The 24135-nt window shown below is 63.3% G+C and carries 20 protein-coding genes, 2 tRNA genes, 1 pseudogene and 1 riboswitch; of the genes and pseudogenes, 12 read left to right on the plus strand and 11 right to left on the minus strand.

Features of this window, described 5'->3' with window-relative positions; genetic code table 11:
- Nucleotides 1-22 precede the first annotated feature (22 nt).
- Nucleotides 23-739 carry a helix-turn-helix domain-containing protein gene (locus tag Q0X18_RS12015; RefSeq protein WP_297562776.1) on the plus strand — a complete coding sequence of 239 codons (717 nt, stop codon included), beginning with the start codon at nucleotides 23-25 and terminating at the stop codon, nucleotides 737-739.
- Entirely contained in the window at nucleotides 736-2274 is a 1539-nt protein-coding gene (locus tag Q0X18_RS12020; protein ID WP_297562779.1) for a recombinase family protein, read from the plus strand. Before Q0X18_RS12015 ends, Q0X18_RS12020 begins: the two co-directional genes overlap by 4 nt.
- Here Q0X18_RS12020 and Q0X18_RS12025 read toward each other — a convergent pair.
- Nucleotides 2222-3265 (minus strand): annotated as a pseudogene (locus tag Q0X18_RS12025) (YifB family Mg chelatase-like AAA ATPase); the annotation flags it as partial. The gene Q0X18_RS12020 and the pseudogene Q0X18_RS12025 sit on opposite strands and share 53 nt — an antisense overlap.
- A 144-nt stretch (nucleotides 3266-3409) precedes the next feature.
- On the opposite strand from Q0X18_RS12025, the gene Q0X18_RS12030 reads away from it, so the two are divergent.
- Both Q0X18_RS12030 and Q0X18_RS12035 read left to right on the plus strand, forming a co-directional pair.
- Complete coding sequence (locus tag Q0X18_RS12030; RefSeq protein WP_297562782.1) at nucleotides 3410-3700, plus strand: hypothetical protein; 291 nt, start codon at nucleotides 3410-3412, stop codon at nucleotides 3698-3700.
- Entirely contained in the window at nucleotides 3697-4599 is a 903-nt protein-coding gene (locus Q0X18_RS12035) for an ROK family protein (protein WP_297562785.1), read from the plus strand. The genes Q0X18_RS12030 and Q0X18_RS12035 overlap by 4 nt, the downstream gene beginning before the upstream one ends.
- On the opposite strand, the gene Q0X18_RS12040 is transcribed toward Q0X18_RS12035, so the two are convergent.
- Nucleotides 4596-5531 (minus strand): aldo/keto reductase, encoded by a 936-nt coding sequence (locus Q0X18_RS12040; protein ID WP_297562787.1) that lies wholly within the window; start codon nucleotides 5529-5531, stop codon nucleotides 4596-4598. The genes Q0X18_RS12035 and Q0X18_RS12040 overlap by 4 nt on opposite strands.
- 52 nt (nucleotides 5532-5583) lie before the next feature.
- Nucleotides 5584-7014, minus strand: coding sequence for an ATP cone domain-containing protein (locus tag Q0X18_RS12045; protein ID WP_297562789.1), 1431 nt, complete (start codon nucleotides 7012-7014; stop codon nucleotides 5584-5586).
- Nucleotides 7015-7103: 89 nt separating this feature from the next.
- Between Q0X18_RS12045 and Q0X18_RS12050 the strand changes: the two genes are divergently transcribed.
- Nucleotides 7104-7178, plus strand: a tRNA-Cys gene (locus Q0X18_RS12050).
- A gap of 49 nt (nucleotides 7179-7227) precedes the next feature.
- Nucleotides 7228-7304, plus strand: a tRNA-Val gene (locus tag Q0X18_RS12055).
- 68 nt (nucleotides 7305-7372) lie between these two features.
- Here Q0X18_RS12055 and Q0X18_RS12060 read toward each other — a convergent pair.
- Nucleotides 7373-8029 carry a sigma factor-like helix-turn-helix DNA-binding protein gene (locus Q0X18_RS12060; RefSeq protein WP_297562793.1) on the minus strand — a complete coding sequence of 219 codons (657 nt, stop codon included), beginning with the start codon at nucleotides 8027-8029 and terminating at the stop codon, nucleotides 7373-7375.
- A gap of 129 nt (nucleotides 8030-8158) precedes the next feature.
- Here Q0X18_RS12060 and Q0X18_RS12065 point away from each other — a divergent pair, with 129 nt between their 5' ends.
- From Q0X18_RS12065 to Q0X18_RS12075, 3 genes are all read left to right on the plus strand, one after another.
- Nucleotides 8159-8503: a hypothetical protein gene (locus Q0X18_RS12065; protein ID WP_297562795.1), complete on the plus strand. Its 345-nt coding sequence runs from the start codon at nucleotides 8159-8161 to the stop codon at nucleotides 8501-8503.
- A 439-nt stretch (nucleotides 8504-8942) separates the two neighbouring features.
- Nucleotides 8943-10352: an HD-GYP domain-containing protein gene (locus Q0X18_RS12070; protein WP_374707515.1), complete on the plus strand. Its 1410-nt coding sequence runs from the start codon at nucleotides 8943-8945 to the stop codon at nucleotides 10350-10352.
- 23 nt (nucleotides 10353-10375) lie between these two features.
- A complete protein-coding gene (locus tag Q0X18_RS12075) occupies nucleotides 10376-10831 on the plus strand; it encodes a DUF5317 domain-containing protein (RefSeq protein ID WP_297563080.1) in 456 nt (151 codons plus the stop codon).
- A 96-nt stretch (nucleotides 10832-10927) separates the two neighbouring features.
- On the opposite strand, the gene Q0X18_RS12080 is transcribed toward Q0X18_RS12075, so the two are convergent.
- The 5 genes from Q0X18_RS12080 to Q0X18_RS12100 form a co-directional block, all read right to left on the minus strand.
- Complete coding sequence (locus tag Q0X18_RS12080; protein WP_297562800.1) at nucleotides 10928-11338, minus strand: GNAT family acetyltransferase; 411 nt, start codon at nucleotides 11336-11338, stop codon at nucleotides 10928-10930.
- Between the two features lie 71 nt (nucleotides 11339-11409).
- Nucleotides 11410-12573, minus strand: a complete 1164-nt coding sequence (locus Q0X18_RS12085; RefSeq protein ID WP_297563082.1) for a zinc-binding dehydrogenase — start codon at nucleotides 12571-12573, stop codon at nucleotides 11410-11412.
- Between the two features lie 108 nt (nucleotides 12574-12681).
- Complete coding sequence (metF, locus tag Q0X18_RS12090) at nucleotides 12682-13557, minus strand: methylenetetrahydrofolate reductase [NAD(P)H] (protein WP_297562803.1); 876 nt, start codon at nucleotides 13555-13557, stop codon at nucleotides 12682-12684.
- A complete protein-coding gene (locus Q0X18_RS12095; protein WP_297562805.1) occupies nucleotides 13547-14815 on the minus strand; it encodes an O-acetylhomoserine aminocarboxypropyltransferase/cysteine synthase family protein in 1269 nt (422 codons plus the stop codon). The genes metF and Q0X18_RS12095 overlap by 11 nt, the downstream gene beginning before the upstream one ends.
- A gap of 43 nt (nucleotides 14816-14858) precedes the next feature.
- A riboswitch (SAM riboswitch) is annotated at nucleotides 14859-15007 on the minus strand.
- Between the two features lie 64 nt (nucleotides 15008-15071).
- On the minus strand, nucleotides 15072-16049 hold the full coding sequence (locus Q0X18_RS12100) for a bifunctional oligoribonuclease/PAP phosphatase NrnA (RefSeq protein ID WP_297562807.1): 978 nt from the start codon (nucleotides 16047-16049) through the stop codon (nucleotides 15072-15074).
- Nucleotides 16050-16185: 136 nt separating this feature from the next.
- Here Q0X18_RS12100 and aroA point away from each other — a divergent pair, with 136 nt between their 5' ends.
- Together aroA and cmk are read left to right on the plus strand one after the other, a co-directional pair.
- A complete protein-coding gene (aroA, locus tag Q0X18_RS12105) occupies nucleotides 16186-17466 on the plus strand; it encodes a 3-phosphoshikimate 1-carboxyvinyltransferase (protein ID WP_297562810.1) in 1281 nt (426 codons plus the stop codon).
- 47 nt (nucleotides 17467-17513) lie between these two features.
- The gene (gene cmk / locus Q0X18_RS12110; protein ID WP_297563084.1) at nucleotides 17514-18161 is read left to right on the plus strand and encodes a (d)CMP kinase; all 648 of its coding nucleotides are present in this window, start codon (nucleotides 17514-17516) and stop codon (nucleotides 18159-18161) included.
- A 58-nt stretch (nucleotides 18162-18219) separates the two neighbouring features.
- Here cmk and Q0X18_RS12115 read toward each other — a convergent pair whose 3' ends face one another.
- Together Q0X18_RS12115 and aceE are read right to left on the minus strand one after the other, a co-directional pair.
- Nucleotides 18220-19521, minus strand: coding sequence for a 2-oxo acid dehydrogenase subunit E2 (locus Q0X18_RS12115; protein WP_297562813.1), 1302 nt, complete (start codon nucleotides 19519-19521; stop codon nucleotides 18220-18222).
- 35 nt (nucleotides 19522-19556) lie between these two features.
- Complete coding sequence (aceE, locus tag Q0X18_RS12120; RefSeq protein WP_297562815.1) at nucleotides 19557-22280, minus strand: pyruvate dehydrogenase (acetyl-transferring), homodimeric type; 2724 nt, start codon at nucleotides 22278-22280, stop codon at nucleotides 19557-19559.
- 406 nt (nucleotides 22281-22686) lie between these two features.
- Between aceE and Q0X18_RS12125 the strand changes: the two genes are divergently transcribed.
- A complete protein-coding gene (locus Q0X18_RS12125) occupies nucleotides 22687-24129 on the plus strand; it encodes an FAD-linked oxidase C-terminal domain-containing protein (protein WP_297562819.1) in 1443 nt (480 codons plus the stop codon).
- The last annotated feature ends 6 nt before the right edge of the window (nucleotides 24130-24135 follow it).

The raw sequence follows: 24135 nt of genomic DNA on the forward strand, positions 1-24135 counted from the left end.
TTACATGCAATAAAATACTCCCATGCCTAAGAAAAGCTTCCGTACTGCCTCCCTTACCCCTGAGAACGTCACACCTGACTGGGGACGACTATTGCAGTCCAGGCGAGAAAAGCTGGGCCTCTCTCGTGAGGCGTTGGCCCTGGCTGCTGGTGTATCTCCTTCCCTGATCGCCAAACTCGAGCAGGGCAATCACGACCTCAGGGACGTGAGCGTGGGCCGTTTGCACGCGTTGTTGCGCACGCTTCACCTCCCCTCCATAGACTTTTTGTTGGGGGAGGGCCCGACCGAGGAGTTCACCCCTTCCGCCCCCGGCATCACCCCGCTGCCCTACTACTCATCGCTGACCCTGGCCTGTGCTGGGGAGGAAGCGTCCACGCGCAGCCATTTCGACACCCGATTGCTTCCCACCCGGCCCAGCTACACCAACTTCTTCCTGGCCATACTGGAGCAGGACGTACTTCGATCTGAGGATCTCAGCCTGGTCGAGGGCTCGGTGCTGGTGGTGGAGCGGAAACCCGCCCGGGAGAGAGGCATCGCCCTGCTCGGTTTCGTCGAGGAAATCCGACGACCCCTGCTGTACCGCCTACCCCCGGAGCCCCGGCTGGTGCGGCCAGTCAGCGGGATGGGGGCGGTGTACTGGCTCCTGCCGGACGGCTCTCTCCAGCCCCCCTCCGGTAAGAAAGCCGCTATGTACCCTGTCCCGGTGGGTGTCATCCACGGGGAGTTCCGTCACGTATGAAGCTTTGCGCTCTCTATACCCGTGTTTCCACCGAGGAGCAGGTCGAGCGCTACTCCCTCGAGGCTCAGCAGGAGGTGCTCACGCGCTGGGCCGAAGCTCTGGGGTATGAGGTGGTCAAAACCTACACCGACCCCGGCTACTCAGGAGCCCAGGAGGATCGGCCTGCCCTGACCCGCCTGCTCGCGGATGCTCAGGAGAAGCGTTTTATGGTGGTGCTGGTCTATCGCCTTGACCGCCTGGCCCGCAAGGTGCGCCTGGCCTACGACCTCATCGAGCGGCTGGAGCGGTGTGGGGTGGGACTCATGAGCTACTCCGAGCCGAATATCAACACCACCACCCCCATCGGCAAGGCGGTGCTGGGGATCATGGCCGTCTTCGCTGAGTGGGAGCGCGACACCTTTGCCGAACGCAGCCGCCTGGGCATGCACAAAGCTGCCCGGATGGGAAAGTACCTCGGTGGCATCGTGCCCTATGGCTACACCGTCGAAGACGGTCGCCTGGCTCCTTTGCCCGAGGAGGCGGCGGTGGTGCAGCAGATGTTTGCCTGGGTGGCCGAACGGGGCTGGAGCACCGAGCGGGTAGCCCAGGAACTCAATCGACTGGGAATCCCCCCCAAGTACCGTCGAGACGGTCGAGGGGTACGTGGTAAGCGCACTGCCGGAGTCTGGCGCGGTGGTGGGGTACTGAGAATCCTCAAGAACCGCACCTATATTGGCGAGTACACCTATGGTAAGCGCACCACCAAACCCCAGCCAGAGTTGGTGAAGGTGGCAGTGCCTCCCATCGTGGAACCTACCCTTTTCGAAGCTGTACAGGAGCAGCTAACCCGTAACGCTCTCTTCGCTACCCGCAACGCGAGGAGCGTGTACCTGCTAAAGGGGCTTATCCGCTGCGGGATGTGCGGGCGCGCTTACGTCGGATCAGCCGACTACTACGCGTGCGTGGGGCGAACCAACCGTCAGGCGTCTCCCATTCCTGAGATGAGATGTACCGCTCCGCACGTGCGCAGGGCAGACCTGGAAGAGAGGATCTGGCACGACATCCGCTCCTTCCTGCTCAACCCTGGCGAGGCCTTGCAGGCTTTCATAAATGAGGAGTCCCCGGAAAGCCATGAAGTCTCCCTGCTGGAAAGACGCTTGCAGGCCCTCTTCGAAGCCCGGGCCCGCCTGCTGGATCTTTATCTGGAGGGAGGGGTGGAAAAGGAAACCTACTACGCCCGCCTCGAAGATCTGGACGCCCGCGTCCGGGAAGTCCAGGCGAGCGTGGAAACAGCCCGGCAGCGCTCCATCGCCGAGCGCCAGCGCAAGGAAGCCCTCCACTCCCTGGAGAGCCTCTCGGCCCGCCTGCGTGATCGGATAGACCGCCTTACCCCGGAAGAGAAGCAAGCCGTGGCACGAGAGCTGGTGGAGGGAGTAACCGTGCGGCCCGGAAAGGGAGAGGTCGAGGTTGAGGTGCGTTACCGGTTCGGGCAGATTGCACCTCACACGGGCAGGGGTTCATGGCCGCAATCAGCAAAAACCGCGCAGGATAGGTGAAGCTGGCCCGGGCCCGCGAGATGGTCACCACCCCGTCCTCCAGGGGCTGGCGCAGCACCTCCAGGGCATCGCGGGAAAACTCGGGGAACTCGTCCAGGAAGAGCACCCCCCGGTGGGCCAGGGAAATTTCACCCGGTTTGGGAATGGTGCCCCCGCCGATCAGGCCCGCATCGGAGACGGTGTGGTGCGGGCTGCGGAAGGGTGGGGTCTGGATCAGGCCGCGCAAGAGCCGTCCGGCGGCGGAATGAATGCGGGTGACCTCGAGCGCCTCCTGATTTTGCAAGGGTGGGAGCAGCCCCACTATGCGCTTGGCCAGCATGGTCTTGCCCGAGCCAGGGGTACCGGTCATGAGCAGGTGGTGGGCACCGGCTGCGGCAATTTCCAGGGCCCGCTTGGCCTTGGCCTGGCCCTTCACGTCCAGCAGGTCGAGGGCCACTTCAGCAGGTTCAGACTCCGGGCTGGGGCGGGTGGGGGCCAGGTCTTCCTGGCCTTGCAAGAAGCGCACCACCTGGGCCAGGTGGGCTGCTCCGAACACCTTCACCCCCTCGATGAGGGCGGCTTCCTGGGCCGAGGCCTGGGGCATCAGAAGTTGGTAGCCCTCCTGGTAGGCCCCCAAAGCCAGGTTCACCGCACCGGGCACCGCGCGCAGCTCGCCGTCCAGGCCCAGCTCACCCGCCGCCGCAAAACCTTGCAGGGCCTCGAGCGGAATGACCCCCTGCGCGCAGAGCAGCCCCAACGCGATGGGTAGGTCGTAGTGGGTGCCTTCTTTACGCAGCTCGGCCGGGGCCAGGTTGATCACCACCCGCCCCTGGGGGTAGGGAAACCCAGCGTTCTTGAGGGCCGCCCGCACCCGCTCCCGCGACTCCTCCACGGCTTTGTCGGGCAATCCCACCACCGCATAAAAAGGCATGCCCTGCGAAACGTCTACCTCGACCGTGATGGGCTGGGCCTCGAGGCCAAATAAGCTATAGGTTCGTACTTGCGCCAGCATAGCTACCGCCCTCCAGCTTAGCGGGAAGCTTTGCAAATCTTAGGTAATTGCCAAGGTCGAGCGTCCCAAACAGCTTAGGGCTTGGCGTACCCTCCACCCCACAAACCTCTCCCCTCCCGCAAGTGGCTGTTATGCTGTTAGCCAATGAACGACCATCACGACATGGGTGCGGAAGACCAGGACAACGCCATCCCCCGTCGCTTGATTGGGGAAGTACCGTACGTGCTGTTTGTATCGGCACCCAGGGTTATTGCCGAGGGCATCAAGACCCGGTTGGAACAAAGCCGGATTCCGGTTTACCTCGAGACCCCCTTTAGCCTGCCCGAAGCCTACCTGGGCACCTACACCGGGGATGTGAGCCTCTGGGTGCCCGAGGCCCTCTACCACGAGGCCACCCTGATTCTCGAGCGAGACCACCAAGGAGAAGCATCATGAGCGTAGTGGGAATTGACCTAGGCGGAACCAAGATTATGGCGGGGGTGTTCAGCGAGGGCGTGATTAAGGCCAAGGTGACCGTACCCACGCCGGAAGAAGGCGGCCAGGCCGTAATCGAGGCCATGGCCCAGGCCGCCAAGGCCGCCATCGAGGCCGGGGGCGTAGCCGTGCAAGCCATCGGCCTGGGCACGCCGGGGCCCCTCGACTTCAAGCGGGGCCGGATCAAGTTTGCCCCCAACATCGCCAACTTTACCGATTTCCCCATTGTGGAGTTGCTCGAGCAGGCCACCGGCTACAAGGTCTACATGGAAAACGACGCCAACGCCGCAGCCCTGGCCGAGCACAAGCTGGGAGCCGCCCAGGGCGCCGAAAGCACCCTCTACATGACCGTCTCGACCGGGGTGGGGGGCGGCTTTGTCTGGGGCAACAAGGTGCTGCGCGGTGTGAACGGCCAGGGGGGCGAGATTGGGCACATCACCATGCAGCCGGGCGGCCCCCTGTGCGGCTGTGGGCTGGATGGCTGCCTCGAGGCCCTGGCTACCGGCCCGGCCATGGAGCGCATGGCCCTGGCCTCCTTCAAGCGCGAGATGAGCACCCGCGAGCTGTTCGCGCTGTTCCAGCAGGGCGACCCCCGGGCCAGCCGCATCGTGCTGCAGGCCGCAAGCTGGGTGGGCATCGCGCTGGCCTCGCTGGTCAAGTGCTACGACCCCGAAGTTATCGTCCTGGGCGGCGGGGTGGCCCTCAACGCAGGGCCGGCCTACCTCGAGGAGGTGCAGCGCAGCTACCAGCGCTACATGGAGAACTGGATCACCCCACCCCTCCACCTGGCCAAGCTGGGGAGCGAGGCCGGGTTGTTGGGAGCGGCCCTGACCGCGGCCCTCGAGGTGGGCGAGCTCTAACCCGACCCTTCCCCACTGCTCAAAGCATCCAGCCGGGCCATCTGCGCCTCGGAAAGGCAGATTCGCAAAGCCCCAGCGTTTCCCTCGGCCTGGCGCGCGTTTTTTGCACCCGGAATGGGCAGGGTGCCTTTTTGTATGCACCAGCGCAGGGCCACCTGGGCGGGGGTGGCGCCCAGCGACTCGGCGATCTCGTTAAGAGCCTGAAGCAGTGCGGGAATCTGGGCCTTGCGGGTGACATAGCGCTGGGCCCGGTAGCGGCCTGGTGGGGGGTTGTCCAGGCTATACTTGCCGGTTAGCCAGCCCATAGCCAGCGGGCTGTAGGCCATCAGCACGATACCCTCGGCCTGCATGGCACGCAAAAGGCCCGTCTGTTCAGGTTTGCGCTCGAGCAGGTGGTATTCCACCTGGTTGACAGCCAGCGGCACCCGGTGCCGATCGAGTACCTTAGCCACGCGTTCAAGCTGCTGGAGGTTATGGTTGGAGACCCCTACCGCCCGGGTCAGCCCCTGCTCGTAGGCTTCGGCCAGCGAAAGCGCCCATTGCTCGAGCGGAACCGGCTTCCAGGGCCAGTGCAGCAGGTACAGATCTAGCTGCTGCATCTGCAAGCGCTGCAGGCTTTTTTTAAGCGCAGCAAACAGCGTTTTGCGGGAGAAGCGCCAGGGGTAGGGAAACAGTTTGCTCACCACCAGGGGCTTGGGCTCATAAGCGTGGTAGAAGCGCCCGATTAGCCTTTCCGAAAGACCAAAACCATAAAACTCGGCGGTGTCAAAAAGCCGTACCCCACCCTGCAAGGCCGCCCGGTAGGCTGCCTCGGTATCGCCTGCCTGGTAGCCATTGCCGTAGCCCCAGACCAGCCGGTCGCCCCACTGCCAGGTGCCGATACCCATGGGCGGGATGGCCGGAAGTCCCTTGATCTGAATCTGCTCGCTCACCCCTCGAGCCTACCTTGCCCATCCGGCCCGGGTATGTGACGTATGAGCCAGGCTACCCCTGCACCACATCGAAATAGGCCTCTTGCAGCCGGTCTACAATCACCTCGAGGCCTTTTTCAATGGCCCGATCCAGGTTCTCGGCCGGAATAAGGGGAACCCCGGCACCTCGAGCAAGTTCAATCAGGTGCTGCTGGATGAGGCGAATTTCGCCGAAGTGCTGCGCATAAGCCCCACTGGTGCGCGACCCCCCGGTCTCTCGTTCACGCAGGGCAAAGCGGTCGCGGTGCAGGGCCTCGTCCTCGAGCACCAGCATAATGGGAATCTGAATGACCTCGTGCTGGTACTGGTGGGTCATGTAGCCCGGCACCACGTGCACACCCTCCACCACCAGCGAGGTTTTTTCCCGGGCGCTGCGCTCCTGAATGGCCCGCAGACCCACCGCCACCCTCGAGACCTGATCACGAAACCCCTGCATTACCAGCGCTGCGCTGGGTTCGGCTTTCTGAGGCGTGGTCAGCACCCGCCACGACTCAAAACTGCTGGTGTGCAGGGTGGGCAGCAGGTCTTTGGGGATGGTCGCCCGCAGTATTTCCCGTACCGCATCGGTTGAAATCATGCGGGTAATGCCCAGCCGATAGGCCAGGGCCGAGGCCAGCACGCTCTTCCCTACCCCGGCCACCCCTCCAATCAGCAGATGCACCGGCTTAACCGCCCGTCGAATGCTTCGTAGCAGGTGATAGCGGCGGGCTACCTCTTCCCCGGCTTCCTCCATGAGCTCTTCCGAGACCGCTTTACGCAGGTAGTCGCGCTTGACCACAGTCGAACCGCTATCGCGCAAGCGGCGTTCCACATCGCGGGCCAGCCGGTAGGCCGCATCGGGCGATAGCCCCACCGCCATTACCGACTGGGCCAGTACCCCTTTGGAGAAAGGCACCCGCGGCTCACCTTCCCCTTCCTCCACAAAAATTTCTCCGGCCAAGGCCTGCCTTCCGGCATAGCGGTTTTTTGCAGCAGGCCCAAATAGCTCTTCGATCTCGGCTGCAATACGCCGCTCCAGCTCATCGGCATCAATCGAGCGCACCCCACTGCGGCGCAGGCGGTTTTCCAGCGAGCGGGCAATGGTCTGGGCCTCGCGCATAGAGAACCCCGCATCCTCCAGGCTGCGCACCAGCACCCCCTTGGAGAAAGGCCGGCGGCGGTAGCCCTCCCGAACCACAATGTCTTCAAAGGCCTGGGTCTGGCCCCTGAGCCGTTCGGCCATCTCGGGGCCAAAGTTTTTTTCCACCTCTTGAATCAGCATTTTTTTGAGCGCCAGGGCAGTAACTTCTGGCTTTTTGCGGGCCCGCAGTTGTTCCTCGATGGTGTGGGCCACCGACATAGCCGGCTCCATCTTGAGGCCCGCCATCATCATGGACTCCACCAGAAGCCCCTTCGAAAACGGCCAGCGAAACCCTCCCGGCGTCTTGATAAACACTTCGCGCACGGTTCAATCGTACCCGAAAAAGGTTTGACACACCCCATTCGTAGGTGCTAACCTAACGGTTGCTGAACCCCTCGAGGGGCAGCAACTGCGGCGCTGTAGCCAAGTGGTAAGGCAGAGGTCTGCAAAACCTCCATTCACCGGTTCGAATCCGGTCAGCGCCTCCAAAGGTTCTCCGCTTGTTTTAGGCGAGAATACCGGATTGAAGCCTTATGCGGGCGCGTAGCTCAGATGGCTAGAGCACTACCTTGACACGGTAGGGGTCGTTGGTTCGAGTCCAATCGCGCCCACCACGTCCAGCACGATAAACCCCCTTTATGCAAAGAGTGCATAAAGGGGGTTTTGATGCAATAAACAACGCCTAGTCAGCCGATTGAACCCCTAAAAAACGGAAAGGGTATTCGTCGCTCAGCTCGGCCCGGCCTTCGTTGACCAGCTCCTGCATTAGCTTCATCAAACGCCGACGGGACATGGGGAAGCGGGCCTCGAGGTCGTCGTAGGTGAGGGGGCTTTCAATGAGCGCAGCAGCCACCGCTGCTTTTAGCTCGGCCCATTTGCCGGCCCTCGAGCCCCGTTCCTGCCCCAGCAAATGTGACACCGCCCGATCGCGCAGGGCGGTAGCCTCGGTAATGCTCAGGCCCAGGGTAGGGGCCAGATCTGCCAGTGGTTCGCCCTTGGCATAGGCCAGAACCAGCATAGGCTGGGGTTCGGGCAGTTCCTTAACTGCTTCCTCCAGCGGCATTCCCAGGCGCTGCTCAACCGCCAGGCGAAAGCGGCGGCCCTGGGCTTGCGCGGTGATGTCTTCTTCCCGGAGCTTTTTTAGGGCCCGGATCTCAACCTGGCGCACCCCCTCGGGGGTCAGGCTTAGCCGCACACCAATGGCCCGCAAGGTTTCGCCCGCAGCCCTGGCCAGCAGAACCTCGCGCTCGAGCGGATAAAGTTGCTCGAGGTGTTCGGCCAGCTTGGTCGGTGGTACGCCCTTACTGAGGAAGTATTGCCCAGGTGTTTTTTTAGGCATATGTTCTAGGAACTCCTCACCTTTTCGATTATAATGGCATATCAGGTGCTACTGGGCAATTTCTGCACCTAAACCAGCAAGATTGCAGGTCAAAGCGTCTCAACGGCAAAGCATTACAGGCAGGAGCATATGAAACAACAAGCCATTCTCATCCTAACCTCCGAAGGTACCCACCCAGGGCTGCGTACCGCACCCGGCACCGGTTGGACTAAGCTCTTCCAGGCTGCCGACTACTACCTCGACCTCAGCTACAAACAAGACAGCGCGCAAGGTCTCCTGGTCGGTCAGGTGCTGCGCGAAGGTGGGGTTTCGTTTAGCACGGGCAAGGTCACGCTGCTTGACCCCCAGGGCACCCCCCTTCAAACCGCAGAACTGACTCCCAAAGCAGGTTTTCGCCTGACCGTAGACAACCTAGCCAAACACCGGCTCGAGCTAACCCTCGACCAGGCCACCTTCGATGTGGCCCTTTCCTAGAGCGGGCTGAAAAAAGACAGGGTCGCCACGTAACGCCTGGGGGCTTTTTGATGTGCAAAAATCACAGCCTGGCCCCCAAGCAGCCCCTAAGCTAAAGGACGTCTACTTCGGTAGGCAAGGCAAAATTGAGCTGTATTGTAATGTAGGCACATTATAAACCAAGTGCACGTATCCCTGTGTGCGTTGACCACACAGGGAGGGGTGGTGTATTGTCTTGTCCAAGGTTGGAAGTCAAAAAACAAAAGCGCTTCCACGCCGTCTAGGAGGAGGAAACTATGAAAAAGCTCGCCTTCAAGATCGCCACCCTGATCGCCGCCCTGGTTGCCCTGGCCGCAGCCGCTGGTGCTGGTGCGGATTGGCAGTAACTACGTAACGCCTTCGCGGGTGCGGTGGTGCAAACCGCACCTGTTTGCTTTGGTTTTTACCCTAGACTACAGGGGTGAAGGCCCTGTTTCCGCTGCCTCCCCTGCGCGTTCTGATCTTCTTGCTAGTGCTGTTAGGGGCTTTTGTTGGACTGATTTACCTGCTACTACCGCGCCCCAGTGCTCATCTTCCCAGTGCTCTAGATATAACCTTCTGGGTCATCTTGATTATTCTTTCTAAGCGTGTGGCAGTTACGCTGCCTTTTAACGCGTCTATGTCTCATGCATATGTGGTGGCCCTGGCCGCCATCACCCTCTTCCCCCCCGGGCTGGCCGCGGGCCTGGTGTTTGTATTTAGCTTCAACAAGGACTTCGGCCGCCCCGGCTACACCTGGTACAAAGACCTTTTCAACCGCACCCAGTCGGGCCTGGCCACCGGCCTGGCCGGCCTGGCCTGGGGCTGGGCGCAGGCCCACTTTGGCGCCCACCCCTACCTGCAGGAGGCCGCGGGGATTCTGGCCGCCTCGCTGGTGTACTTTTTTGTGAACGTCGGGAGCGTCACCTACATAATCTACCTGGCCAGCGGGGCCAGCCTGCGCAAGGTCTGGTTTGAAAACTTCGGCTGGCTCTGGGTGAGTTACCTGGTGCAGGCCCCCATCGGCCTGCTGCTGGCCAAGGCCTACCAGACCCCCCTCATCTGGGGCTGGGGCGGGTTTACGGTACTCTTTATGATGCTTTTGCTCTACTTCTCGCGCTTCTACTGGGACGAAAAGGTGAAGATCGAGGCGGCCTTCGACGACACCATCGAGGTGCTGGTGGCGGCCCTGGACGCCAAAGACCCCTTCACCCGGCTGCACTCCGAGCGGGTGGCGGCCATCGCCGGCAGCATCGCCAAGCGGATGGGCTTCGACGAGCAGGATGTAAAGCGCATCACCTATGCCGCCCGCATCCACGACATTGGCAAAGTAGCCATCCCAGACTCCATCCTGCTCAAGCCCGGCAAGCTAACCCCAGAGGAGTTTGATCTCATCAAAACCCATCCCACCAAAGGCCTCGAGGTGCTCCACCCCATGCAAAGCCGGTTATCCAAGGAGGTACAGGGTGTCATCGCCCATCACCACGAACGTTGGGATGGTAGCGGCTATCCCAGTCGGCTTAAGGAGGAGCAAATTCCACTCTGGGCGCGCATAGTAGCGCTGGCCGACGCCTACGAGGCCATGACCGCAGGCCGGGCTTACAGCCCGGCCAAAACGCCCCAGGAAGCCCTTAATGAGATAATCATGCAAGCGGGGCGGCAGTTCGACCCGCAGGTGGTCAAGCACTTCGAGGCCCTGTGGCACGAAGACCCCATCTGGAAGGATCGGGAGGAATTCTTACGACGCTATACCTTGCCAGCGCACTTATCGGGATTGCCCTTGCGCTCGGGCTCCGGGCAAGTCTCCGCGATATCGCCAGCCTCGAGCTCAGGTCGGCCTGGGCCTTCGTAGCAGCAGCGCTGCTGGAAGGGGGCCTGGCCTTTGCCACCGTTCGCGGCCTGGTGGCCCCCGAAATTGCCGGCCCAGTCGCCAAAGCCCTGGTGCTGCTGCTGGTGGGCTATGGTGTGTGGGTCAATGCCCATCTGCGCGGGCTGTGGTTTGTGGGGCTGGGGCTTTTGTGTAACGCGCTAGTTATTTTCGCCAATAGAGGGCATATGCCTGTAAGCAGCGAGGCGCTGTATAGGGTGGGGTTGGAGTCCTATATCCCCAAACTCCAGCAGCAGTACGACGCCGTCCATACCCTGATGACCGGCTCCACACAGCTATGGTTTCTGGCCGACATTATTCCGGTGCACGTGCTGGGCTACACCAACGTAATTAGCCTGGGCGACGTGTACCTGATGGTGGGCATCGCACTCACCATCGTGGGTGGGGCGTTGGAAAGCAAAAGAAAGGCACAGGAACCTATAGACATCGATCTGCGCTTCTAGCGCGGTCTGCTAAGAAACAGCGTACAGTTCCGCACCGGCTTGGGGTTCTACAGCACCCTACTGGACAGAGGGCAAGGCTCCAGGCTGTTGCCAGATTCAACCCAGCCACTTCTCCATGAAGATCAGGTCATCGCGGCGGTAGCCGAGCCGCTCGAAGAAATCCTGGGCCCCGGTGTAGGATGGCTCGACTAAAAGGTTTAGCTTCTGGCAGCCCTTAGCTTTGAGGCGGGCCTCGAGCTCCTCCAGCATCCGCTTACCCCAGCCCTGCCCCTGGCCAAAGGGGTGGACAGCCATGTGGTACAGCCAGCCCCGCCGCCCGTCGTAGCCCGCCAGCAAGGCCCCCAGAATCTGGCCGTCCTCCTCCACCACCAAGAACAGATCGGGGTCGCGCTCGAGCTTCTTCTGCAGCCCCTCGAAGCTATCCGAGGGGTTGAGCTCCAGGCCCGCGTCTTGCCAGAGGGCCAGTACACTCGTGTAGTCGGCCATGCGGAACTCACGGATGGGCATACTTTAGAGTAGCGCAAAACCCCACACAGAAAAAAGGCGGCCTCGAAGACAAGCGGGCACCGCGGAAGCAGTTACGGTTTGAACACCACCTTGATGCCCCGCCGGGTGGCCGCGGTTTTGATGGCCTCGGGCCAGGCCTCGAGGCCAAATTTGTGGGTGACCATGGCCTCCACACCCTCCATCTCGGGCAGCAGCCTGACCGCCTCGGCGAAGTCGTCCCAGCTATAGGCATAGCTGCCCACCAGCCTCACCTCGCGGAACCAGTAGGGCGAAAAGTCGTGCAAGGCGGTGGCCGGGGCCCCCAGCAGCAAGACCCGCCCCCCTTCCTGCACAGCCCAGCTAGCCTCCTGTAAACCCCTGGGGGAACCCGAGGCCTCCACCACCCCCTCAAAACCGCCCCGCCAGGAGGTGGCCCCCAAAATACCCCGGTAACGCCGGCCTCCGGCCGCTTGTTGAGCCGCCTGGGTGGAGGGAAAAACCTGATTAGCGCCAAACTGCCGTGCTAACTCGGCCTGGCGGGGATGGCGAGCCACCGCCCACAAAGGCCCCTCAAACCCCAGCACCCGCAGCATTTTGACGGCCAGCAGACCGATGGTTCCGGCCCCAATGACCAGTACCTGAGCAGGCCAGTTCATGCGCCAATTCATGTGATGGATTTCTGGCTTGGTGCGGGGTTTGCTTTCGCCCCAGGCCTGCCGCAGTCCGTGCAGCACCACCGCTGCAGGTTCAGTGAGTACGGCGCGCTCGTCGGGCACGCTTTCGGCAATGGGAAAGATGCGTTCGCGGTGGGCCACCATACGCTGGGCCCAGCCGCCCCCCAGGTCTTTGCAAAAGCCCAGCATACCGGGGCCAAAGTTGCCTTCGGCCACGTTGAGGCAGAGGTGATCGTCGCCCCGGGCACAGGCCGGACAGTCCGGCAGGCCGCGCTCGAGGCAGGCCAGCACCGGATTGACCGCCACCCGCACCCCCCCCAGCTCGGCTAGAATCTCGTGCCCCAGGATCGCCGGGAAGGAGAACATCCCGGAAAGGGTGGGGGCCTGTTTGCCGTAGAGCAGGGCCAGATCACTCCCGCAAATGCCCGATAGCCGCACCTTGAGGCGCTCAAAACCCGCGGGCCGTTCGGGTTCGGGTAGGGTGGCTAGCTGCAAGGAAAGCGCCCGGGCCGGGTAGCGCTTACCCAACAGCTTGGCGGCCGCGTAACGCGGGATGGAGGGAGTAAAGAGCAAACCGCGCATAAGCACCCGCGAACCAGCACCGAGGCGGGTTAGGTTTTGGGTAGCTGGAGCCGTCGCCGAGGTTTGCATGCCCCTCCATTTTGCTCCCAAATAGACTTTGGAGAAAGATCACCTCAGAACTATCTGCAGGTTTTGCATGACCCGCCGGGTGGCTGGCGATTTGTTGAGGGTGTAGAGGTGCAGGCCCGGAACCCCGGCCTCGAGCAGCTCCTGGGCCTGGCGGGTGGTGTGCTCAACCCCGATCTCCAGCACCTCCTCGGGGCTTTGGGCGCGCTCGAGGCGCGAGAGCAGCGGCCCTGGGATGCTGGCCCCGCACAGATCCATGAATCGGCGCACCTGGGCCAGGTCGGTGATGGGCATCAGGCCCGGCACGATGGGCACCCGAATCCCAATGCGGCGAGCCCGCTCCACGAAGCCAAAGTAAAGCGCGTTGTTGAAGAAAAGCTGGGTGACCACGAAGTCGAGACCGGCCTCCACCTTTTGCTTCAGGTGGCGCAGGTCGGCCTCGAGGCTCACCGCCTCTGGGTGTCCCTCGGGGTAGCCGCCCCCAGCCACCGCGAAGCGATCGCCAAACTCGGCCCGGATCAGGGCCACGAGTTCGGAGGCGTAGCGGAAACCCCCGGCCACCGGCTGGAATTCCCGTGCCCCGTGGGGGGGGTCGCCCCGCAGCGCCATGATGTTCTCCACCCCCGCCTGGGCATACTCGTGCAGGCGGGCCAGCAGTTCCTCGCGGGTGCTGCCCACGCAGGTCAGATGGGCCATGGCCGGCAGCCCCACCTCGTTCTGGATGCGGGCGGCCCACTCGGCGGTTTTGTTGCGCTCGCTGCCCCCGGCCCCATAGGTGATAGAGACAAAGGCGGGCTTCAGGGGCTTTAACTCGTGCAGGGTGCGGAACAGGGCGGCCTCGCCCTGGGGGGTTTTGGGCGGAAAGAACTCGAAGGAGAAAAGCGGTCGGCCGCTTTGCAGCAGGGTGCTAATCTTCATGGCCCACCTGCTCCACACTGGCCAACGCCTCCAGGAGCATCTGCTGGAGGTCCTGGGGGCTCTCGAGGCCCACCGAAAGGCGGATGGTCTCCGGGCCCACCCCCGCCGCCCGGCGGGCTGCCTCGGGGATGCGGCTGTGGGTGGTGGTCCAGGGGTGCACCGCCAGGGTGCGGGCATCCCCCACGTTGGGCGCCTGGATGATCTTCAGGTTGGCAAGGAAGCGGCTGGCCCCCTCGAGCCCTCCCCGGATGCCAAAGGTCAGGATGCTGCCAAACCCCCCGCGCAGGTACTGGGCGGCCCGGGGGTGGGCCGGGTCGGTGGGCAGGCCGGGGTAGCGCACCCAGGCCACCTGGGGCTGGGACTCGAGCCAGCGGGCCAGGGTCAGGGCGGTCTGGCTGGCCCGCTCGATGCGCAGCGCCAGGGTCTCGAGGCCCTGAAAAAGCAAATAGGCGTTGAAGGGCGAGAGCACCATCCCGCCCAGCGAGAGCCCCAACTGGCGCACCCGCTCCAGGAAACACCGCGCCCCAAACTGCTCCCAGGGGATTTTGCCCTGGGCATCGGGGCTGGTGAACTGCGGGTAATGCTGCCAGAGGGCGGTTTCCCGCGAGAGCACCGCACCCCCCAGAATTGAGCCGTGGCCGCTGGCCCACTTGGTTAAGCTGTGCACCACCACGTGCGCCCCGTGCTCCAGGGGGCGGGCCAGGGCCCCCACCGCGCCAAAGGTGTTGTCCACCACCAGGGCCACCCGGTGGGCCTCGCACAGCCCGGCCAGCCCTTGCAGGTCGGGGAGCTCGAGCGAGGGGTTGCCCAGCACCTCCACGAAAACCGCCCGGGTCTTCTCGTTCAAAGCCGCCTGCACCGCCGCCACTTCGGGCGCCACAAAGTGCACCCGCACCCCCATCAGGCCAAACACCTGGTTCAAAAGGCCCACCGTGCCGCCAAACAAGCCGGGGCTGGCTATCACCTCGTCGCCCGCGCGCACCAGGGCCAGCAGGCTGGCAAAGCTGGCGGCCTGCCCCGAGGCCAGGCAGACCGCCCCCAAAGCCCCTTCCAGGGCGGTGAGGCGGGCCTCGAGGGCCGCCACCGTGGGGTTCTGGAGGCGGGTATAGGTGTAGCCCTGGTTGGTGGCAAACTTGTGGGCGCCGTCCTCCAGGTCGGCGAAACCATAGGCCGCCGTCGCATAGATCGGCACGCCCACCGCGTTATGGGGATCTTGTGGGGGAAGCCCACTCAAAACAGCCAGACTAGAAAACTCCATCTACCCTCCTTCTGTCCTGCACGAAGAAGGGCTTTGTTCCCTTCTTCCATCTTTCCCCTGGTGCCTTTGCTGTGCCTAGCGACACCGGGGCGGATTTGGCACCAAGCGCGGGGGTTTCTCGGTAATGGGCGATTACCCCCGCAGGTTGCCGCAGCTTCATCGGGCCGTTCCCTCCGCTGCTCTGGATAGAAGAACTGCTTACCCTGGGTGGGTAAGGTTCTATGCAATGGTATGGGCTGGGAGAAGCGTCGTCAAGCTACAGGTAGCCCACCCGCCGGAGCTCCTCCTCCACCGTCGCCAGCACCTTTCGGTAGGCCTCCTCCAGCGTCACCCCCCGCAGGGTGGCCCCCGCCGCCGGCACATGGCCTCCACCGCCCAGCTTGACCGCCACCGCCTGGGCCGAGACCCCCCCACGGCTGCGAATGCTGATTTTCACACCTTCCTCGCGTTCGCGCAGAAAAACCGCAATCTGGCTGCCTTCGGCGTAGCGGATGATACCCACAAAGTCGTCGGAGTCTTCCTCGTTAATCCCGGGGGGCATATGGGCCGTCACCAGCAGCCCCCCAAAGTGAAACTCCACCGTGGAAAGCACCGCCCCCATCACCTTGAAGTAGCCCACCGGCCGCCACTGCAGGCGGTCGGTCAGCTCGGCCAGTTGCACCCCGTGCCCCACCAGCTCGGCGGCGGTGTGCAGCACCTCGGGGGTGGTGTTGGCAAAGCGAAAGTTGCCGGTGTCGGTGATCAGGCCGGTCAGCACCGGGGTGGCAATCTCGGGTGTCCAGGTGACCCCCAGCGCATCAATCAGGTCTTTGACGATCTGGGCGGTGGCAGCCTTGGAGGGATCCACCACCGAAAGGTAGCCAAAGCGCGGGTTGGTGCCGTGGTGGTCAATGTTGATCACGAATCCCTCCACCGGCGCGCCCGCCACCCGGCTGGGCTCCGCCGAGTCCAGCACCACCAGGGTGGCCCCCTCCGGCACCTGCTGGATGGGGTCGCTGTACTCGTCTTCCCGCACCAAAAACCGCAGGAAACGCGGGGGGTTGGCAATCCAGGTCACATTTTTATCCAGGGCTCTGAGGGCTCGAAAGAGCCCCAGCGACGAGCCAATGGCATCGCCATCGGGGTCTACGTGCGAGACCACGATGATGGGGCCCTCGAGCTCGCGCAAGGTGTCGGCCACGGTTCGAATCTTCTCCCAGTAGCGGGGCTCGGGGGCGTTGTGTGCAGCGTCCATAGCATCTCACTATAACGGCAAATCGCCCGGCCAAGTGAGTACGCTATTCGCCAACTCCCCTCCTCACAGCGGAAAAAATCAACGCCCCAATATCTCGGGCCGGTTGCGCGTACAGGCTATAATCCCGGTTGGACTTATGGAACGGCTCATCTCCCCCACCCCCTCCCTCAAGGGCACCCTTCGCGTTCCCGGCGACAAGTCGGTCACCCACCGCGGCCTTATGCTGGGCACGCTGGCCCAGGGCGAAAGCACCCTCTACTACCCGCTTAAGGCCGGCGACACCCTCTCCACCGCGCAGGTGATGCGCCAGCTTGGGGCCGAAATTACCGAGCAGGGCGAGCATTTTCACATCAAGGGGGTGGGCCTTCGGCTCAAAGAACCCGGCGACGTGCTCGACTGCGGCAACGCCGGCACCCTGATGCGGCTGGTGGCGGGGCTTTTGTCGGGGCAGGAAATTTTCGCGGTGCTCACTGGCGATGCCTCGCTCCGGCGGCGGCCCATGGGCCGGGTGACCCTCCCCTTGCGGCAGATGGGTGCCCGCATCGAAGGCCGCGAGAACGGCAGGCTGGCCCCCTTAGCTATCCGGGGCGGCGGGCTGCGGGGCATCCACTACGAGCTGCCGGTAGCCAGCGCCCAGGTCAAGAGTGCCCTTCTGCTGGCGGGGCTTTTTGCCGAAGAAGACACCGAGGTGCTGGAGCCGGCCCCCACCCGCGACCACACCGAGCGGGTCTTCAGGCACTACGGCCTGCCGATCGAGGTGGAAGGACGCCTGATTCGCACCCGCCGGGCCGAACCCTTCGCCGCCAAAGATCTGACCGTACCCGGCGACTTTAGCAGCGCGGCCTTTTTTATTGTGGCTGCCCTGATCACCCCCGATTCCGAGGTGACCTTGGAGGGTGTGGGCCTCAACCCCACCCGCACCGGGCTGCTCACGGTGCTCAAAGAGATGGGGGCCGACCTGAGCTGGGAAGTGACCGAGGGGCAGGACGGCGAGCCGGTGGGCTGGATCCGGGCCCGTTCCTCCCAGCTCCGGGGTGTGGCGGTAGACCCCCAACTCATCCCACTAATGGTGGACGAGGTGCCCATCCTGGCGGCGGCGGCGGCCTGGGCCGAGGGCGAGACCTATATTCCGGGCCTCGAGGAGCTGCGGGTCAAGGAGTCCGACCGGGTGGCGGCCATCGCCAAAAACCTGCAAAACCTGGGCGTGCCGGTCGAGGTAGGCCCCGACTGGCTGCGGATTCGCGGCGGCCGCGTGGCGGGGGGCGGCCTGGTTGAACCCTTCCACGACCACCGCATCGCCATGGCCTTTGCGGTCTGCGGCCTACCCAAAGGGGTCACAGTGCAGGATGCCGAGTGGGCCAGCATCAGCTTCCCGAGCTTCTGGGAAGATTTAGAACGACTCGCAGGTAACAAGTAAGGATTTTAGCCTTGAACACCGCACAAGACCAGCAACCCCACCACCGCATGACTGAGATCATCACCATAGACGGCCCCTCCGCCTCGGGCAAAACCAGCGTGGCCAAACTGGTGGCCCAGCGTCTGGGCATTCCCTACATCTCCAGCGGCCTGCTGTACCGGGCGGTGGCCCTGATGTGCTTGCTCGAGAACGTTTCTGCCGAGGAGATAGAGACGCGCTTGGCAAAGCACCGCCTCGAGCTCCAGCCCACTGCCACCCAGAACCTGGTTTTTCTGGACGGCCACGAGGTGAGCGAGGCCTTGCACAGCCTCGAGGTAGACCAGGTTGTTTCGGCGGTAGCCGTGCGCCCCGCCATCCGGGAATACGTCAACCAGGTGCTGCGCCAGATTCCGCCCCCTTTCGTGGTGGACGGGCGCGACATGGGCAGCACGGTGTTTCCCCAGGCCCGCTACAAGTTCTATCTCACCGCCAACCCCGAGGTACGGGCCCAGCGCCGCGTCCCCGAGCGGGGCGCCGCCTTCGACACGGTGCTGGCCGAAATCATCCGGCGCGACGAGGCCGACAAACGCCAGAGCGCCCCGGCCAAGGATGCCATTATCCTGGACACCAGCTACCTCGACCTCGACGGGGTGGTGCAAAGGGTGCTCGAGCACATCACCCCGCCGTCCGGGGCATCTAGCACTACCCCGTCCTGACAAAGCCAGGACGGGGACTTACCAAATCCTTTGTCTGCAAACTGCACAAAGGGTACGCCTATCCTTCAAACCCCAGCAAGAAGGGATCCTCCAGCAGCTCGGCCACAAAGCGGCAGAAGCGGGCCGCGTCGGCCCCGTCAATCAGGCGGTGGTCGTAGGAAAGCGAGAAGGGCATCATGTTGCGCGGTTCAAAAGTGCCTTTCTCAGCATTCCACACCGGCTCCATGCTGCTGCGCGAGACACCCATAATAGCCACCTCAGGCCAGTTAACAATGGGGGTAAAGCCCGTGCCACCAATACCGCCCAGGTTGGAGATGGTAAAGGTAGCCCCTTGCATCTCCTCCGGGGTCAGCTTGCGGTCGCGGGCTTTGGCGGCAATCTCGCCCAGCTCTTTAGCCAGGGCTATCACCCCCTTCTTGTCCACGTCGCGCACCACCGGCACCAGCAGGCCCGTGGGGGTGTCCACCGCCACTCCGATGTGGATGTAATCTTTGTAGATTATCTCGTTGGTAGCCGTATCAATCGAGGCGTTGAACTTGGGGAACTGCTTGAGGGCCGCCGCAGCTATTTTAAGCAGGATGGCGGTCATGGTGACCTTGGCCCCCCGTTGCTCGGCCCTGGGGGCCATCCGCTTGCGCAGGGCCTCCATCTCGGTGATGTCGGCCTTGTCGAACTGGGTAACCATGGGGATGGTGCTCCAGGCCTGGGCCATGCTACGCACGGTGGCCCGGCGAACCCCCGACATGGCCTCGCGGCGCACCGGGCCAAACTTGCTGAAATCGGGCAGGGCAGGCGCAGGTGTGCTGGAGGGCTGTGGCGCCGAAACCGCCGGAGCTTCCCCCGCCGCAAAACGCTTGAGATCGTTTTCCGAGATGCGGTAGGCCGGGCCGCTGCCCACCACTTCCAGCAGGTTAATGCCCATCTCCCGCGCCAGCCTGCGCACGCTGGGGGCCGCCGGAATCAGCCTGCGCTGGCCCGCCGGTGCCGGCGGAACCGGCGGGCGGGGCGCCGCCGCAGGAGCGGATGGGGTGGCTGCGGGTGCTGGTGAGGGGGCAGGCGCTGGCGCGGCTTTTTCCTCTTTGCGTTCCGGCTCCTTTTTGAGTTCCTGCTTCTCTGCGCTGGAGGCGGCATCCCCCAGCACCGCAATTACCTGTCCGCTCTTAACCTCGTCGCCGGGTTTGACCAAAACCTTGGAAACCGTGCCGCCCTCGGAAGCAGGGGCTTCCATCACGGCTTTATCGGTTTCCAGCTCCAACACCGGCTGGCCTGCCGCAATGGTATCGCCTTCTTTGATCAGCACCCCCACCACCACAGCGGAGGTTACGTTATCGCCCAGATCGGGTAGTTTCAATTCAGCCATGTTTGCTCCCGTATATCGCGCCAACAGTCCAACATTTAGCGTTTGTGCGGATGCTCCCGCTTGGGGTCAATGCCGAGCTTCTTGATGGCTTCGGTAAAGGTACTGGCGCTGACCTTACCCTCACCGCGCAACGCCGAAAGAGCTGTTATCAGTACGTGCCTGGCGTCCACTTCGAAGAAGTCGCGCAAGGCTTCGCGGGTCTCGGAGCGCCCGAAGCCGTCGGTGCCCAGACTGTGGATGGGGCGGTTCAGGAAGCCTGAGACCATTGCGGGCAGAACCTTCATGTAATCGGAGGCTGCCACAATGGGGCCTTCGGTGGGGTTCAGGCACTGGGCCACATAGGGCAGCCTGGCTTTGCTACCAGGGTTAAGGCGGTTGTGGCGGGCCACCTCGATGGCATCGTAGTAGAGGGCCTTGTAGCTGGTAGCACTCCAGACATCGGCCGCGATGCCGTAGTCGCGCTCGAGCATCTCCGCCGCTTTGATCACCTCGTTCAGGATGGTGCCGCTGCCCAGGAGCTGCACCCTGGCCTTGGGCTTCTTAAGCTCACTTTTCTTGAACAAATACAGGCCCTTCAGGATGCCCTGGCGGGTTTCCTCGCGCGGCTCGGGCATGGCCGGCTGGACATAGTTCTCGTTCATCAGGGTGATGTAGTAGAAGATGTCCTCACCGTCCTGGTACATGCGTTTCATCCCATCCTGCAGGATCACCGCCAGCTCGTAGGCAAAGGCCGGGTCGTAGGCCGGCATGTTGGGCACCGGCAGGGCCAGCACGTGAGAGTGGCCGTCTTCGTGTTGCAGACCCTCGCCGTTCAGGGTGGTGCGGCCCGCCGTAGCCCCTAGCAAAAAGCCCTTGGTGCGCTGGTCGCCGGCAGCCCAGACCAGATCACCCACCCGCTGGAGGCCAAACATCGAGTAGTAGATGTAAAAGGGAATGGTGGGAATGCCGTGGTGGGCGTAGGCGGTTCCGGCGGCGATGAAGCTGCTCATGGCCCCGGCCTCGTTGATGCCCTCCTGCAGCAGTTGGCCGGTCTCGGACTCACGGTAGACGGTCACGGTGCCGGCGTCCACCGGGGTGTAGAGCTGGCCCTTGGGCGAGTAGATGCCCACCGTGCTGATCACCCCTTCCATGCCAAAGGTACGGGCCTCGTCGGGCACGATGGGCACGATGTATTTGCCCACCTCGGGGTGGCGCACCAGCTTGGTCAGCATCCGCACGAAGGCCATGGTGGTGGAGATTTCGCGCCCGCCGGAGCCTGCCAGGAACTCCTCGAAGAAGGCCAGATCGGGGGTTTTGAGCCGGTATTCGCGCACCCGCCGCTCGGGAATCAGGCCGCCCAGGGCTTTACGGCGCTCGAGCATGTACCTGACCTCCGGCGAGTCTTTGCCGGGGTGGTAGAAGGGGGTTTTCTCCAGCTCTTCGTCGGGGATGGGAATACCCAGGTGATCCCGCGCCTCCCGCAGGTCTTCCAGGGTGAGCTTCTTGACCTGGTGGGCCACGTTCTTGGCCTGGGCGGTGGGGCCCAGGCAGTAGCCCTTAACCGTGCGGGCGATGATGACGGTGGGTGAGCCGCGGTGCTCCATAGCGGCTTTATAGGCAGCGTAGATCTTGCGGTTGTCGTGGCCCCCGCGCGAAAGGGTCAGGCGGTCGAGGTCTTCGTCGCTCAGGCCCTCAATCAGTTTTTTGAGGGCGGGGGTGTTAAAGAACTTCTCGCGCAGCTCCTTGCCGCCGTAGGCCGCGTAGCGCTGGCTCTCGCCGTCCACGAGCTGCTCCATGCGCTCGAGCAGCACACCTTCGGTATCTTTGGCGAACAGCTCGTCCCAGGCGCTGCCCCAGACCACCTTGATCACGTTCCAGCCGTTGCCCCGGTAGACGCTCTCGAGCTCCTGGATCACCTTGGAGTTACCCCGCACCGGCCCGTCGAGGCGCTGCAGGTTGGCGTTGATCACGAAGATCAGGTTGTCGAGTTCCTCGCTCGCAGCCACCCGCAAAGCCCCCAGGGTTTCGACCTCGTCCTGCTCGCCATCGCCCAGAAAAGCCCAGACCTTGGCGTTGGTTTTTGGCTTGAGGCCCCGGTCTTCCAGGTAGCGCATGAAGCGGGCCTGGTAGATGGCCTGCAGGGGCCCCAGCCCCATGCTGACGGTGGGAAACTCCCAGTAGTCGGGCATCAGCCAGGGGTGGGGGTAGCTGGAAAGGCCCCGGCCCGGCCCACCCAAAAGCTCACGGCGGAACTTGCCCAGGTCGTCCTCGGTCAGGCGGCCCTCCAGGTAGCTGCGGGCATAGATGCCCGGCGACATGTGCCCCTGGTAGAAGACCAGATCGCGGTCGGGGCTATCGTGCCCGCGGAAAAAGTGGTTGAAGCCCATCTCCATCAGCTCGGCAATGCTGGCGTAGGTGGCGATATGCCCGCCGATACCGTCGGATTTTTTGTTGGCCTGCTGCACGATGGCGATGGTGTTCCAGCGCAGGATGTTGGCGATGCGCTGCTCGAGCTCGAGGTCGCCCGGATAGGGGGGCTGGTGCTCCACCGAGATGGTGTTCACGTAGGGGGTGTTGACCTTGTCGTGGATGACCACCCCGTTGCGGTAGGCGTAGTTCTCGAGCATCTCCATGAGCTGCGCCACCCGGTCGCGTCCGGCAGTGCGCAGGACGTACTCGAGGCTCTCGCGCCACTCCTGGTTCTCGAGGTCTTCTAGCCTGATCTGCTCTTCGGCAGATAGCCCGGCACGGGCGGCAATCAGTTCGCGGTCTTCAACCATGGGGGCCTCCTCTGGACCAATCGCCGACAAGACCCGGCTTCAGCGCCCCAGGCATTCGGCATTTGGCGGCTATTCTTTGTCATCAGCCTTACATTACAGCAGATTTTTATTTGTCCAATCGTAAGGAAGTGTTTTTTTTACAGCTTATAAAAAACTTTTATCAAATGGTAAATAAAGACCCGGGCATTCCCGTGGAGTACGCAATTCAGCAATTTTTACTGGCAGGCTATCGCTGGCGCATTTTCCTGTTCCATTTTTTATACATAAAAAATATTTTTATATATTGACAAAATTTCAAAGTACAGCTAGCTTCAAAGCACACGGGGGCCTGCATGCAGTCTAGAGCTAGAAGCATCTGCAAATCTTCCGGGCATGCAAAGGCCAGGGCCGACCGCTGGAGCACTCCATGAGCCCTGCTCTACACGAGCTAGCCCAGCTCTTCCCACCCAGTCGCCTGCTGCACAAACCCGGCGAACTGACCCCTTACGAGTCCGATGCCCTTACGGCCTTCCGGGCCCGGCCCCTGGCGGTGGTACTGCCCGAAAGCCACGAGGAGGTGGTGGCCGCGGTGCGCTGGTGTGCCAGGCACCGGATACCCTATGTGGCCCGTGGCTCCGGCACCAGCCTTTCGGGGGGCTCGCTACCGATTGATGGGGGGCTTTTGATTGGCCTCAACAGGATGAACAAACTGCTGCGGCTGGATCCACAGGAACGCATCGCGGTGGTAGAGCCGGGCTTTATCAACCTCCAGGTCTCAAACGCCGCCGCCCCCTATGGCCTTTACTACGCCCCCGACCCCTCCTCCCAGCCGGTCTCGACCATCGGGGGGAACCTGGCCTTTAACTCGGGCGGGGCCCACTGCCTCAAGTACGGCATGACCTCCAACCACGTGCTGGCGGCCAAGGTGGTGCTGCCCGACGGCGAGACCGTGGTGCTGGGCAGCGAGAGCCTGGAAAACACCGGCCCCGACTGGCTGGGCTTGTTCGTGGGCAGCGAGGGACTGCTGGGCATCGCCACCGAGATCACCCTGCGCCTTTTGCCCAAACCCGAGACCTATCACACCGTGCTGGCCGCCTACGACTCGCTGGAGAAAGCCGGCGACGCGGTGGCCGCAGTGGTGGCCTCCGGGCTTTTGCCCGGCGCGATGGAGATTATGGACTCGCTGGCGATCGAAGCCGCCGAGGCCGCGGTCAAAGCCGGTTATCCAAGGGAGGCCCGGGCCCTGTTGATCGTGGAGCTCGAGGGCGAAACCCCCCAGGTGGAGGCCGAGGCCCGCTACCTGGACGAAGTCATCCGGCGCTCGGGGGCCTACGAGGTGCGGGTGGCCCAGAGCGCCGAGGAGCGCCTGAAAATCTGGAAAGGGCGCAAGGCCGCCTTCTCGGCGGTGGGGCGGCTCTCGCCCGACTACATCGTGCAGGACGGGGTGGTTCCCCGCTCCCGGCTGGGCCAGGCCCTGGCCGAGATCGAGCGGCTCTCCGCGCGGTATGGCCTGCGGGTCGCCAACGTCTTCCACGCCGGAGATGGCAACCTGCACCCCCTGATTCTCTACAACGGGCGGGTGGCCGGGGAGTTCGAGCGGGCCGAGGAGCTGGCGGGGGAGATCCTGCGCCTGTGCGTGGCCCTGGGCGGCTCCATCACCGGCGAGCACGGGGTGGGCATGGAGAAGAAAGCCTACATGCCCGAGATGTTCTCCGAGGCCGACCTGGCCGCCATGCGGCGCATCCGTCTGGCCCTCGATCCCCTCGAGCTTTCCAACCGCGGCAAGATGTTCCCCGGCGGCGAAGCCCCTGCGCTGCACCAGGCCGGGCCCCACCCCCTGGAGCGGGCCGGGGTTATCTCGAGGGAGTAGGCTGCC

Source organism: Meiothermus sp., from assembly GCF_026004075.1.
In the GTDB taxonomy this organism is placed as follows: Bacteria; Deinococcota; Deinococci; order Deinococcales; family Thermaceae; genus Meiothermus.